Source organism: Dictyobacter halimunensis (assembly GCF_036245075.1).
Map to the genome: position 1 here is coordinate 1,517,100 of NZ_BSRI01000001.1, position 14,777 is coordinate 1,531,876.

Annotated in this window: 7 protein-coding genes; 4 read left to right on the forward strand and 3 right to left on the reverse strand. The window is 47.7% G+C overall.

Going from position 1 to position 14,777, the window contains the following annotated elements; translation table 11 throughout:
* Nucleotides 1-31: 31 nt before the first annotated feature.
* The 3 genes from AABA21_RS06065 to AABA21_RS06075 all read right to left on the reverse strand — a co-directional run bounded on the left by AABA21_RS06065 (nt 32) and on the right by AABA21_RS06075 (nt 8,894).
* Nucleotides 32-2,449, reverse strand: a complete 2,418-nt coding sequence (locus tag AABA21_RS06065) for a vWA domain-containing protein (protein ID WP_338248090.1) — start codon at nt 2,447-2,449, stop codon at nt 32-34.
* An 18-nt stretch (nt 2,450-2,467) separates the two neighbouring features.
* A complete protein-coding gene (amrS, locus tag AABA21_RS06070) occupies nt 2,468-3,559 on the reverse strand; it encodes an AmmeMemoRadiSam system radical SAM enzyme (protein ID WP_338248091.1) in 1,092 nt (363 codons plus the stop codon).
* 151 nt (nt 3,560-3,710) lie between these two features.
* The gene (locus tag AABA21_RS06075) at nt 3,711-8,894 is read right to left on the reverse strand and encodes a CHAT domain-containing tetratricopeptide repeat protein (protein ID WP_338248092.1); all 5,184 of its coding nucleotides are present in this window, start codon (nt 8,892-8,894) and stop codon (nt 3,711-3,713) included.
* Nucleotides 8,895-9,531: 637 nt separating this feature from the next.
* Between AABA21_RS06075 and AABA21_RS06080 the strand changes: the two genes are divergently transcribed.
* The 4 genes from AABA21_RS06080 to AABA21_RS06090 all read left to right on the forward strand — a co-directional run bounded on the left by AABA21_RS06080 (nt 9,532) and on the right by AABA21_RS06090 (nt 14,384).
* Nucleotides 9,532-11,115, forward strand: coding sequence for a 5'-methylthioadenosine/S-adenosylhomocysteine nucleosidase family protein (locus tag AABA21_RS06080; RefSeq protein WP_338248093.1), 1,584 nt, complete (start codon nt 9,532-9,534; stop codon nt 11,113-11,115).
* Nucleotides 11,116-11,693: 578 nt separating this feature from the next.
* The gene (locus AABA21_RS39290) at nt 11,694-12,059 is read left to right on the forward strand and encodes a hypothetical protein (protein WP_420917099.1); all 366 of its coding nucleotides are present in this window, start codon (nt 11,694-11,696) and stop codon (nt 12,057-12,059) included.
* A gap of 219 nt (nt 12,060-12,278) precedes the next feature.
* The gene (locus AABA21_RS39295; RefSeq protein WP_420917137.1) at nt 12,279-12,671 is read left to right on the forward strand and encodes an MGH1-like glycoside hydrolase domain-containing protein; all 393 of its coding nucleotides are present in this window, start codon (nt 12,279-12,281) and stop codon (nt 12,669-12,671) included.
* Nucleotides 12,672-13,166: 495 nt separating this feature from the next.
* On the forward strand, nt 13,167-14,384 hold the full coding sequence (locus tag AABA21_RS06090) for a hypothetical protein (protein WP_338248095.1): 1,218 nt from the start codon (nt 13,167-13,169) through the stop codon (nt 14,382-14,384).
* Nucleotides 14,385-14,777 lie beyond the last annotated feature (393 nt).

Here is a 14,777-nt window from a genome sequence, read left to right on the forward strand (position 1 = left end):
TTCTTCAAATATCCGTTATACATCATCGCGTTTACAATTCGTAGGGATCATCCATATCATCATCTCTTCGCTTGCCTCCAAAAAGACCTCCCTTCTTAAAAGAGTTTCCTTCAAGCGAGTCTCCTTCATCAGTCTCCGCGGAAACGGTATAGCGTACCGTTTCATTGCTATCATCATCCTCCTTATAGAGAAGATCAGACGCATCGGTATACTGTGAAGCTACTGGATCGCCATTCCCAAATTGCCAGTGACTGGCATCTCTACCTTCCGCGCGAGCTTTTATAACTCCCCCACGAAGAAAACGAAAACGTAATCCCGCAGGCATACCAAGTTGTCGTGAAGTGAGCTGATCGGGGTGAAAGAACCATTGAAACAATGTGCGATGAGCCTGCCTGATATTCTTGCCATCAAGCTCACCATACCGCGAAGAAGACCAGGATCCAGATGGATGAGGATACGTTACACCGATCACAAAACGTATCACGAGGAACGCGAGATAGGCATAGGCAATGGTAAATAACCAGGCAATACCTTCCTGCAATGGCGTTGCCATACGTTCGCTGACTTCTATCTTTCGCAGCGAGGAAATAGTCATACCATACGAGTCCTTCAGCTGTCCCTGCGTTTGAAACTGCAGCGTATAGATGCCAGAACCCGTCACTGGCACAAGGAGCTGAAACTGGCCATTGTGACTGATCTGGACAGGAACAGTCGTAGCAGAGGGAGAGTTGGGTGAGAGTACACTCACCCTCAATTGCTTGATCGGTGCATATGGCTGCAGGGTTGGCTTTTCGATCATCACCTTCCCCTGGATTACCGCATGAGATAGCGGTGGGCTTTGTTGTAAAGGCCACGCACTGAGAAAACCTGCCCATGCCGGTAAATGATCATATAACAGCACCAGCACAGGATCCCAATGAATAACCTTAGACATTACCAGTTCATTCGCAGGCACCAACTCTTGCGACTGGGATGAGAGGAGATAAGGCTCAGGGAAACTGATAAAAACCTGTGAACGAGCTGTGTTCGCAATACTATTCGCACGGCTGTCCGTCGTCGCGTCAATGGTGAGCATATATGAACCAGAAGGAGCGCTCGCAGGCACCTCAACATCTGCGGAAAAGGTTCTCGTATCCTTCACATTCTGCAGCACAAAGCTTTGTGAGAAGTTTCCAGCAGGACCATGAAAGATGAGCGTGCCATTGAGATCAACACCATCCGGTGGAGTCGCTTGCACTCCATTATGGGTGAAAAATGTGCTGATCGTTACAGGATTATTCAGCGCAACAGGTTGACCATCAGCAATCGTTTGTTGATTTTGCGTCAATGTCAGGTTCGCCAGGTTCATACTTTCATCATTCAACGTTTGGATGACATAACGTCCGCTTCCCTTGATATCCAGTTCCCACGAACCGGATCGAGGTTCATTTACCGAAAAATAGGTATAATAGGGGTCATCATTTGAGATCAACACGTTATCATTCTGCTCACTGATGCTCTGAGCTCCGGGATCTTTCAATATTATAGAGATATTCGCATTTTCCTTGACCACCACCACATTGAGCACATCGGTATACGTAGAAACAGAGAAGTTTTTGGCACGAATCCCATCAACGGTCTGCGCCATTTTATCTCCACCAACACTCTTATGGCGTAAACTCGCGAATATATCAAGAAAAAAAGGGGTGATGTTGAGGGCATTAATGCCTTGGATGATGCCCTGACTATCATCATGGAATTCCCCTCCGGTCTCAGTTGAGAGCCCGTACAAGAAATCATGAAAGGTGGGAAAAGGACCGCCTGCAATTGGATTATTGGCCCCTAAACCAATGGTATCTATCTTCCAATGCTGAGATTGGAACTGCGGCACCAGTTTATTTTGAATACTATTAATCTGCTCCACACCATTTGGATCAGGTTGACCATCCGTCAATAAAATGACAGAACCGTTGATTGATGTTCCCTGAGCAGCCTGCGCTAACATATTAAAAGCCTTCTGTAGTGCATCAGAAGTTGGTGTACTACCATTCGGCAAGCAATCCAGCGAACGCTGTTTGATCGTGGACTTCAAAATGGCATGATTCTTCACGGTCATCAGGATAGGATCATGCCAGCCCTGTGCCTGCCCTCCTGCCAGACCAACAACTCCAACATAGTCATCTGCAGTGCTTAAATCAATAAAGGCATTCGCAGCCGAACAACGATACTTCGCAGGATCATTGGTACTCATTGACCCCGACATATCGAGCACCAAAATAGTCACAGATGTTTTCTCAGTCCCATGATGCTGTTTTGCTTCGTCTTGTTGATTAGAAGTAGCCACTTGAGAACGGCCGTATATTCCTGTGGACCGGGCCCATGCAGTCGCCGGCAAAAGGCAGGAGAAAAAAACACATATCGCCAGACACGTGACAACACCCATATAACGAGGGATAACACTGTGTTTCAATATGCACCTCATTCTTAACTAAGCAACAGTCATTACAATACCCAGGTCGTAGCCACAGGAGACACAGCGACCATCGGAAGTCAATTCATGTATTAGAACCTGATCAAAGCTCCGTTCAATGATCAACGTTTGACATTGAGGGCAAAATGTATGCATCGTTTCAGGTGCTTCGAGCACATCGGTATAGACAAAGTGTAGACCTTGAGCTAGTCCAAGATCACGTGCTCTTAAAATCGTCGCTGGCGGCGTTGCTGGTATATGTTTCATATGAGCATAAGGAACATAGGTCGTCAAATGCCAGGGCGTTCCAGGACCGAGATACCTGACGATCTGGTCAGCTAAACGGGACAGGTGCTCGTCCTGATCATTCAATGTCGGCATAATATTGGTTACTGTCTCCACATGGATACCAAACTCCTGTTGGGCTAGCCGAGCTAATGGCAGCATTTCAGTATTGGCTGAGGTCGCAGCAACCTGGCGATAAAAATGCGCATCCAAACTTTTGATATCAATTCGATATACATCAATATAAGGGCCCAACAGCCGTAGTGCTTGCTCGGTTAAAAAACCATTGGTCACAAACACTGTGTAAAGCCCTGCTTCATGAGCTAAACGAGCCGAATTATAGACATACATTGGAGCAATAGATGGCTCATTAAACGTCCAGACCAGGCCTGAGCAACGCTGCTCTAAGGCCAGTTCGATCGCATACTCAGGGCTCACGTTAGGGGCCGTCAGCGAAGCACCATGTCGCACATCACGAAAGGCAATCTCCCAATTTTGACAGAACGCACAACGAAGGTTACACCCCAATCCTCCCAGTGCCAGGGTACGTGTTCCAGGTCGGTAGTGATAAACAGGCCGCTGTTCAATGGGGGTGACTCCAGCTTCACCAATAACGCCATAGCCTGTCGAGTATAATTGCTGCCGCCAGTTTACAACCGCTGAACAATACCCAACCTGGCGCTCATGCAGGAGGCAACGACGTGTACAGGCCAGACAACGCGTACCTGTAGATTCGACATGTTGTATTCTTGTATCAAATCTATAGATTACCCCTGAATGGACAGCTGGCTCATCAAGCCATAACGTCCCTTTTTCCATGTTCATAGAAAGACTCTCTCATTCAAATGATGACTTTCGTAGCTCATATATTCCAACACATGCATACAAAGGCGTAAACACTCGTAAAAACTGCGTAAAAGATAAAACACACACCTCATTTCACGCGCGAACGTTCGAAACCATTTTCAGCAGTGTTTTATGCACCCACAACGATAAAGCCAGCCCAGAAGAACGGATCTGCAAAAGGTAAGGCCTCTGGTTCCCCATTTGCGATCCTGTTACGGGCCAGGCTCTGGATATTGGATTGCATACGCTCATAGCTCAGACGCAACCCGGAAGGCTGATATTGAAAGTCCAGAGGATCAAATGACGCCAGAACCGCATTTGTTGCTTCTAAACGGAGCCAGTGTTGAGCAGCGTGCAGGGCTCGGCCCGGGGACCATAAACCCTGGGGGTCGAGATACAATTGAGCAAAACGGGTCATCAGAAGGTAGGTAGCCTGATCATCAACAGGCCACAACGTTGCAATAACCGCCGCGGTACCGGCCTGCAGAAAACCAGCAGCAAGTCCTAACGATTCATTGGGGACGCGCCGAATATCGACAATGGACGTTTCACAGGCAGAGAGCACCAGCAGGCGCAGGCCACGAAGTTTGATCGCCCCGTCTAGCACCTCCCCAAGGTAAATACTACGCTCTCGTTCCTCTATCCCGTCACCTCCAGCCAGCACCAACCGTGAACTTCGCGGATCACCAACACAGTACAGACCGTGAAGAGCCAGATGAGCATACTGTGCGCTTTCAAGTTTTTCGATCACAGCATTCCGTGTGATCGAGCGTGGCAACAGATGACAGATATGTGAACTTGTGTAGCCATATTGCTGGGCCACTCGCTTAATCGTCTCAGCTTCTGGCTCCGCATACTGTAAAGTCGCAATACCGCTGGGAAGAGGTGTAGGATTTCCAGCCAGAAAGAGTGTTTGACGTTTTCGCTCGGGACGACTCTGAAGGGTATGGGAAAGCTCCAGGCTACGGGCACTGGGAAGGATGGTTATCTCTTCAAAAAATGCGCTCGTCGGTTGTGGCTCCATTCCATTGATAGAGACCTGTACTGATGGTAAAGGCAAAAGACCGAGCACCCCATAGGGCACAAAATGAACCTTACGTACATGATCTTGCAGAAGGCAAGCTACAACATCCGTCATTCCAAATTTGCCCAGTTCGCTTAGAGCAGCATCAATACGTACTTGTTGTGTGCCATCAACCGTCTCAAATAAATCATACAAAAGGTGCTCGCTTAACCTGGGCAAGAGGAGATGTTTGTATGCTACCGTACCCGCATGATCACGTCGCACAATCACAGCTATCCCTTGCACCCCACTAAACACAGAAGAGGCCACCAGGTACACAAGTGCTTCATTCGGAAAGGTCAGGCTACGCTCAATCCCTTCTCTCGTTGGTACAGGTGTCATAAAATCAGGATTATCGTAGTTGCGAATAAGCTCCCTTGCTCGCACAAAAGCGTTATAGGCAACATTTACGCTCTGCTCAGAAGACTGTTTATTGAGAACTTGATATTGCATCTTCCGTAACGTATTTCGTGCAGTAAGAAAAGTCTTCATTCGATCACGGGCTTCTCCCGCTGGCATCCGTTCCAGGTGAATATCATCCAGATCAAGCGCGATCCTCTGAGCGCGGGCGCGTCCTTCCTCTAACACGATTGCCATAGCCACAGTATCGATAGGTTCTATCAGTGACATGACCCAGGCGTCAAGCGCATAGATATCTAACTGCGAGAATTCAGCCACCATCAATGCCTGGTCATTGCTCACAGCGGCACTGGCAACCAGGTCACGCTGAACTTTACGCATCTCACTTAAAGCATAATGAACTTGCGACCATTGCTTTAATAACCAATGTACGCGAACTTTTGTATACTGCGCTCGACAAAACATTGCTGGAGCAACCCGGGCTGTGCAAACTGTCTGGGCCGCATCCAGATCCAATAGTGCATGTTGGGCATCATCTACCTGTCCATTAATGCGCGCAAGTTCTGCATAGATCAGACCGCGATTCGCGATAGTGCTCGCCCATTCAAATGGTGTTTCCTCGCGAGAAAAGATCGTCAACGCAGAATCAAAATCGAAAATGGCGCGTTGGAGGTTCTCCGGATTATAGCCGTCCATCTGCGGTTTAAAAGCATAGGTAATGGCACGTTCTCGTAACGTTTGCGCCCACTCCAGAGGCGTGTGCTCATAGGTAAAAATGTTCAGGGCCGCTGTAAAATCGTCCAGAGCCAGTTGAATCAATGCATGGGTATCATTGAATAACTTGAGAGCAGGCTGCCCAAAAGTCTCAGCCAGGGTCTGGATACGTGTTCTCATGCCAACGTGCCATTCATCTCTGGCGAGTAGTGCAGAAAGGCGATTAAAGATTCTCCCACGGCTTGTCAGAAGCCTGGCTTTCTTGAGCGACATCTGCAAATGTTCAAAAATTTCTATCGCAACATCACAATCCTGACGAGCCTGCAAGAGGTTTTCATATGCGTCACCGGCTAACCGCTCTGTATAGATAGCGGCCCGATTCGTTAGCGCGGCGGCCTTCGTAGCCGGCAGGTCAATCTTCTCCATAAGAGCCAGGACGCTATTGGTATCGTCGAGAGCCAGTTGTTGATTGTGTACCCGGTCCCGTATCGTCCGTTGCAGATAACAATAGCCGCGGTTGAGCAACGCAGTACAGGTGAGAGAGAGAAATGCTGAGCCTTCTAAAGCCTGCAAAACATCAGAAAAATCCTTAATTGCCTGCTCAAGATTCTCAGCCTTCTCGCCTACCACACGTGCCATATAGGCATAGCCGCGGTTCGTCAGGGCCGTAGCCCAATCTTCCAGATGTGAGGCTTTTGTCAAGAGAGAGAGTGCCAGATTAAGATCTTTGATCGCCTGTTCGACATTGTCACGTTTGCCACCATTCAGCCGTTCCACATATATAGCACCACGAATGATTAACGCGCAGGCCCAGAGATTGCGTACGAAGGGAGATGTGCTGCCCTGACCACACACAATAGCAGCGTTACAACACGCGATAATACGTTCAAACTTTTCCCGAGGGGGTATTTCTAACACCTCATTGATTATCTTCGATTGATAGACGTATAATGTCATCAGCTGCCATTGCTTACCATAACGATCAATGATCGGGGCAGCCTCCGTAAAATCGGCCAGGATGGTCTCAAAATCACAGGCTTCCCTGGTTATTAACCACAATTCAAACAGCATCATGCCCCGCATAAGACGCACTGCCGCCCGTTCATACATCTTCCCATCTATATCAAAAAAAGCAGAAACCGCATCCATATCACGGAGACTTTGCTGGATATGAAAATGCCGCTCGTCTTTGCTCAGCAGGTGAGTGGTATCGTCGATAACAAGGCAGCCATGAGTATTCCCTCGCATCAGAGTCGCGGCCATCCATCCATACGCAAAGCGCTGCCGATCCACCAGCGCAAGAATCCTTTCACACTGCTCTAGTACCTGTTGAGGGCTCATCGATTTCGCTTGCAAACCAGCGATGAGCAATACCGCTTTGATATGAGGCGTCTGCTGTGCATCAACAAGATCAATCAGCTTATACATCTTCTCGCCTAGTGTCTTTGCCTGGGTAGTATCACGCACCTGATCTAAACTTTGCACCGTAAAAAGCGGCAACAAGGCATTCAGCTGCTCAGGTGAGAGTCGCAGCATCTCTTCCATCAGGACCTGGCTCACCATCAGATCGTCCTTGGCAATATCCAGAAAATCAGCAGGCTTTCTCACGATTGATGGCTCGTCAGGCTCTCCTTCATCATATTCTTCTTGTCTGTCAGGGCCACCTGTCGCAACCGCTTTAGCAGACATACTGGAGGGCAGTGGAACTGATGAAGTGGTGCCTGGCAACATTTGCTTAAGGAGCTTTATCGTCTGCGCAACCGACTGTGCGCCAACTGTACTGTTAACGTCCTGAGAAGCCATATACAGTATGGCAAACATCGTTGGAGAGAGAAAGAGGTCCAGGTTCTCAAAGATTCTTCGATTCATTTCCTGAAAGCTTGAGGCAATCATGAGCAGGTTCATACATTCAATAACAGGCAAAACAGCCAGTATGTAGCGCTGCCAGGCTACATCCAGGGACAATTTTCGGGCATCCTCCAGAATTACCAACATCATAGCGAGATATTCGGCACGACCATTTTCACTGGTCACCTCAGCCTTCTGTTTGAGTTGACGCAGGATCACCAGCGCCTCCTCCGAGACCAGAATGGCCCCATTCCTGCACAAAAAATCATACTGGAGATTTTGATCATACAGTCCTAACCATTGCTCAAGTGTTGAAGTAAGAACCTCGGGCTCAAAATGTGCTGCCAACAGGTCAGGGTCTGACACTTCTTCCATCTGAAGTTGCGCTTCCGCAACCTGCTCTAAGTATTGAGCACAGTCACGCCAAGCCGCAAATATCTCTTTGAGAGCCTGTTCATCACACAATTCACGGTAGAGGGTTGTCAGGCAATACAAAATAGCTTCGTGCTCTACTGTGCGCGGTAGATCACTCAGAGCCGCCTTATATGCCTCGATAGCCAGAGCAATATTTTTCTTGCGCAATCCATAAAAACGTCTGCTATACGCTTCACCCTGTAAACGATAGATCTTCCCCCGTATCTCAGTGTTCTCATGCTCACATTTTAAGGCTACTTCCAGATCAGTAATGACGGTCTCAATAGCATCAGCCTCTTTCTGCTCCGCCTGCAAAAATACGGTATTGGCACGTTGGAGATAAAGATACCCTGAACGAGAGTTCAGGTCCCGTCCAACAAACCAGGATAAAGCTCTGGTATAACGCGCACGCGCTGGTTCTAAATAGGCTTTATCCAACGTCTCATTAAACATCATGCTATAAAGATCTCCCAATTCCTGGTAGACAAGTGAGCAGAGGAGTGGATCATCATCAGGAAAAAGGCTGTGAACAAGCCGCTCTAACAGCTCAATCCAGTTGGAGAGATCGAGTGGGAAAAGCTCGGCAATATCAATGTTTTGATCATCTATTGCCTCTCTTAAGCGCTGCTGTACCTCCGACACACCATATATCTGCGCATAACAGAGTAACGGCGCATAATAGCTGAGTGTGTTACAAGTAACATCTTCATCATCATTATAACTTACATATAACATTGTGAGATAGAAAGTCTGGAAAGGAGTATACGAGGAAAAAACAAATGATTTCGTTTCAATAACTTTAGCTATCTGAGCGAGCGAAGATGCTTCAACCAACATTTGCAACGCGGCTACAATTTCATCGTCATTAAGAGCCGATTCGTTAGCTTTTGTTATAGGAAGATACCAGCTAATCATAACAATACTCCTCACACTATATGACATCTCCCTCGCTCTGAGCGGGAATTCATTCAGTTTTTATAGAGTATAGCGAACAGTCAAACAAAAGAAAACCGCAAAGAAAGGGCATTTGTAACGCATAGAGAGGGCAAAAGATGGACATCACGTGAAGGAATACCAATGTCCTTTCAAATAAGGACAAATGTTACCCACATAAACTATTCTAATTATTTTTATTGATTTATATTATGTGCGAATATGATAGTACAGAACTTTAAGTTTTCTATATCATTTTTAATGATACCATATTATAGAAAAAAGTCCAGACCACAGGCCTGGACTTTTGGGTTCGAAGATCGATAAATGTGTGATATAACTATACAAGAATGAATATTTTTACATGCTTTAGAGGAGTAACATGTCTTATCCTGGCAATGTCTATAAAATATCCAGCTATTGTCCTTCCAAAGTACAGAATAATTGAGTATATTTAAGCATGTGAGACTAATAACACTTTCTAGTACCATTATTTTATAAGAGTATACTACTTGCCATAACATAGCAGAGGAAGCTTTACGAGCACTCTCCTCAATCGCTAAAAGCAATGTAGTGATAGTATTTCCTGTGTTATCCCAAAGTTAAGGAGCCTCTAATCATGAATGAAGAGCCCGCTACCAATTTTGTATTTAACACCACACCGTTCCCCGAAGATGAAAAAAATGTCACTTTGGAGATCATTAGTTATGAAGAAAATGTCAGAAAAGGCTTACCCCAAAAAAAGCAGTTGGAAGGGAAAATCACGCTGAACCCGGACCGTTGCCACGTTCTTTATATTCCTCCTGAAGAGGAGACGGCAGAAAAAGCAGTTCCGGTTGTCGATAGAACACGCTATGATCTCTACCTGGTTATCATACCTTTTAATCTGCATGAAGCTATTGGTAATAAACACTATGTTGAGGTGACTTTTTGGGTCGAAATGAATGATCCGCAGCATACGGCCTTTGACCTTTGCCCAAAGAACATTTCATCAAAGGTAGAGGTAACCAAAACATATACCATCTCTCCACAAATCAAATTTCAGGAAATAGAAGCCAGCTTAGGGCAGGTAAATAAACAGCTGCACTTCGAGGTACTACGACCAATCATTACAGCAACAGGAGAGGGAGAACATAGATTTTACTGGACCTACCGGGGGTATGAAGGAAATAATAGGGTTGTTGCGGAGGCTAAACAGGCTCTTTGCATTATTCAGGTACCACGTGGAACATCAACCCTCGAAGGCATTATCTCCTGTGAAGTAGTGATGGCTCAACGCATTGGCATTGAATGGCTCACCAAAGATTGTCAGGTTGCCCCTTATAGTTTCCGCTGGCAGCTGGATCAGTCCAAACGTTTTTATGCTGAGACCACTACGGGCCAGCGACAGCGCTCGGCCCATCCACAGAAGCAATCCGATGTTTGCGTTGTGTGCGCGCTGGCAGAGGAAGCAGAAGCCTTTATTACTCTGGTCGAGAATACCTGTCATTCCACATTCATGAGAGGCACTGATAAGACAAAGAAAGATTACCTTACAACCACGATTCAAAATAGCAAAGGAGAAAACCTTAAGCTCCACGTGATATGGCCTCCTCGCCATGGGCCAGTAGAAATGAGTGTTTATCTGCCTACAATACTCGGAGAATTAAATCCACGCCTTGCTATCATGACTGGTATCTGCGCTGGAGATAAACGCAAAACCAGCTTAGGAGATCTCATCGTTGCCGATCGTACTGTCCCTTATGATGAAGGGAAATTTACACTTGATAAACATCATCAACAGGATTTTCAGCCCGATGGAAATATAAGGCATACACATCCGCAAATACTTCAAGCAGTTCGCATGTTCAATGGCTGGAAACAACTTGTGTCTCTCCTCGGCCGTCCCCTTCCAACCTGCTATATCGCAGCTATGGCTTCAGGCAGTGCGGTGCGTAGTGACGATCCTTTCAGCCAGATACAACGTATGGCGGCACGTGGAGTTATCGCTCTTGATATGGAAGGCGCGGCCTTCTACCGTTGTGTGGCTGAATTTCCAGAGATGTATGCCCTTCTTGTGAAAGGCGTCTGTGATTATGGCGACATGCGAAAAAATGATGCGTATCACCAGTACGCAGCCTCAGCATCAGCCGCTTATGCACTCGCCTTCATCAAAGAATACGTCAACAGTGATTGGATATCCGGGGAAGGAAAAGCTCAGTAAGTATGCTCTATACCAAACCCACTACGGATAAATGAAGAACAAATGTAACCTTGCTCTGGTTTGAAAGAGTCCCCAAAGCTAAGATATACGAAATGAAGCTTGAGATAGGGGCCAATCATGAGCAAGGTTCAAAAAAATTGACATAGAAGAATTCAAAAGGGGACGCAGTACGGCTGGTAGAAATGTCAGGCAAGTGACACTCTGCATGATCTCAAGTCCAGCGGCTTCTGAAAAGTTACCTCTTCAGCCGTTTTCTCGCCGTTTCCTACAGGTTACACCAATCTGCAGATAATACTGTATACGGGTGGGCAGTGCCATAACGACAACCACGTAAGGACGACCAATTCCCCACGATCCTTATATCTGATATTCATGGCTCCCACCCCATCACGATGAAACCAAAATCCGCACAGGTGACAGATAAAGTAGGCCAGATCCATAAAGTTACGCCCTTTGGCCACTCTTTTTGTCGGTTTCCACACTGTGGACAGGTTTTTGACGTAGAGGCTCTTCTTGCAACACCACAACCATCCCACATCGCTCGACTCTGTAGGTGAGTTTGTGACGGACGCTGCCATGTGACCACTGATGGGGCTTCTGTTCTGTTTGGAACTACCATCAAGAGCTTGGCGAATATCGCGCACATCACCAATCACCAGCCTCGACACGCCTGCTCAATGGTTTCTGTGGATTGTCCGCGCAAGTCGCGCAGAGAGACGATCGAAGCCGTGGAAGGCACCTGGATAGGTATGCAATTCGGTGGGAACACCAGCCTGCATCAGACGTGTCGCATACTCAATATCTTCGTCGCTCAGCAAATCGGCCTCGTCAACGCAGAGATAGGCAGGCAGCAAATGGGTAAGGTCGCCTGCTCGTTGTTCTCAGCCAGATACAGCTTCCAGGTTTTTGGGAGAGAGCAGTATTCCAGACGCGCTCGTCAGTAATGTTCGTATTAAAAGGAAGACTGTCTCTCCCTGCGTTCTATGGAAAAATCCATCGAGGCGAATACGACGCGGTAAAGCTTACGGACCTGGCATACATCCCAAGCTAAAGAGAACGAAAGGTGTTCTTGGCGAGCCGTGTGCATGGAAATCGTGCCCGCACGGTTCTGAGGGAGACCGTTGGAAAAGGACCATATCTTCACGGTTCATGGACAAAAGGATATGGCACCTCGCTGGCGGTCTACCCTACCCAGAAGCCCCCGGCTTGTAGCCCGGGGAGCTTCAGTAGACCCGCAGCGCTTCGTTGGCGCAATTCCATTCCCGAGTGTCTCCTATGATGAGGAAGCGTATCATCCTGATAAATGGTGGCGAGGACCGATGTGGCCGCCAGTCGCTTATTTTATGCTGGAGATTCTCAGAAAATATGGGTATGATCATGAGTATCAGGAAATAGCCGGGCGCTTGTATACCGTCATGCTGCAAGATGGGCATTTTTGTGAGTGTTTCAATTCCCAAACTGGTGCAGGAATGGGATGCAATCAGCAGAGTTGGACAGCAGCACTGCTGCTCCATTTGAACAAGCATCTCCAGGGTGTGCCTTCACTACTTTTGTAGAGTAGTGAAATCTTCGGATATGGTTCTAATGGTTTCAATACTTTTCTCAAAAGAGAGAAGATAACACGTAGAACATGCAGAATATTTATAGGCCCGATTTGAATTGGGAAGCCGTGCGCCAGGCGGGTGAATACATATAGTGTTGTTCAAATAGTGAACCGCTCTCTCTTGTATATATGTGGTGCTACTTCTTCCATGCCCACATTACTCGTCTGGTGGTGTCTTGCATTTCCGCTAAAGACATGAAATTCTGCTTGAGGAAGAGTTATGACAACGAGCATCTCATCGTAACTCACCCTACCATTCCGCTCCCTTCCTCTTCTCTTACAGCCCCTACTCCATCACTACCGATCACCTACGCCCTCACTTCTGCGCCCTGCTCAGTAGACTTATCCATGAAAACAAAAAGGTCAGAGGGCAGATACGCCATTCGTCGCGTGTCGCCTTCCATCCACAATGAAAGCACCATATGCCCTGGAGAAAGAAGGAACTATAATGCCACAAACACCACCAGAAGACGCGCATGATCACACTGTTTTCACTCCGATACCACCGATGTCTGGATCCCAACAGCCACCGCAGGAAGAACAAACGCCCACACAGGGGAAGCAATCACTGTTCTATACACAGGAAGATGATCCTGATCTCCATTTGCCTCAGATGGATGAGCAAGACGACCAGGCAGATCAGAGTTCGCCATTTGTGCTCCCATTCCAGCCTTCTGGAGTGATGCCAATCATGGCGACGATGCAGACACACCAGCAAGGAGCAACCGGGACGCCACCGCCAGCAACCACATCACCGGGAAAAAAGCGCTGGGGGTCGTTTCAGCTGCTCAAAATCTTCCTTATTGGGGGCGTAGTCCTCATCACCATCATTGGTGCCAGTTTACTCGTGTTTGCGCAGTCGGCTCCTCCGCCAGAAGCGATACACGTCACAAGTACGCACACACCAACGACACGAGGGACAACCCCAACAGCAGCATCAAAGCCCACACAAAGGCCACCAGCACAAAAACCAACACCAACGCATCCATCAACACCACCGGCAACTCCTGCGCCTGCTCCGTCACAACAAGGGGCACAAGGGACTGACAATTCACCTGCAGGAACACTTCCATCACCACACCTCCTCAACCAGCTTGGATGGACACACGCTGGTCTCACAGTAGGAGATGCGCTAGAAGCGCTCCGTACAGGCACGACCTTTACCGATCGCGAGATGAGCTACGACTACCGCAACATCGGAACTCCAACACGCCATAGCGGAACGCTCACTGGATCGACCTTTCTCCTCACGCCAGGAGGACAATTCCGCTTTGTCCATAATGACGTGCGCATGATCAACAATACGCTCTACAATAAAATTCAGGCTGGAAAAATCATTCAGCAGGTGGTCAATGCTCAGTCAACTCTCGTTCACTTTCAGGTCGTCCAGGTGCTGGGACAGCAACACACATTTGCCTGGATCTCTGTTACATTTGAACTGCTTCAATCGAAGATTGATCCAACCAGCGGCAAACGCAGAGAACAACTCCAAACCGACCCTGCTACCGGCCAACCGCTTATTCATCATATGGCGGTGATCTTAGTGAGAATCTTGCCACAGAACCAGGGCACCAGCGCCCCAATGGGGGGCACCGGATGGCTGGTCAATACCTATGCGCTTGATACCAATACCCTGCCAGCGATTACGATCGATCCCTATCTCTAAACAAGAACTCTATGTTGTGTTACTCTCGGAATAAAATGGCCGCCAAAAACGGCATAACGTGGCCGCACTGAGAAATTGCTACGCTCGGTTAGCCAGAATATAATCCCTTCCATAACGGCAATTCCTGGCCGCGAGTGCAAAAAACCGGCATAACGTGGCCAGGAATCCATTTTTGTATGGTATACTTTGAGCAAGAGAGCGAAACATGTAGCAATGCATTCTTAAGGACAGATGCTCTTTTCCATCTCTTTGCCGAAGGACAAAGACGAGAGGAGTGCGCCAGGATGCTCAGCAAAGAGGCATTTGATCAGTGGTGTTGGCAGCTTGGCCTTTCAGACCAGACGAAGGAGGTCATTACCCGCATTCGTACCTCGAATCCTTCGCGCTGCGTGC

Bases quoted from the DNA above. Each gene is read 5' to 3' on its own strand.
- amrS (WP_338248091.1), bottom strand. From the start codon at position 3,559: ATGAACATGGAAAAAGGGACGTTATGGCTTGATGAGCCAGCTGTCCAT.
- AABA21_RS06075 (WP_338248092.1), bottom strand. From the start codon at position 8,894: ATGATTAGCTGGTATCTTCCTATAACAAAAGCTAACGAATCGGCTCTT.
- AABA21_RS06080 (WP_338248093.1), top strand. From the start codon at position 9,532: ATGAATGAAGAGCCCGCTACCAATTTTGTATTTAACACCACACCGTTC.
- AABA21_RS39295 (WP_420917137.1), top strand. From the start codon at position 12,279: ATGGCACCTCGCTGGCGGTCTACCCTACCCAGAAGCCCCCGGCTTGTA.
- AABA21_RS06090 (WP_338248095.1), top strand. From the start codon at position 13,167: ATGCCACAAACACCACCAGAAGACGCGCATGATCACACTGTTTTCACT.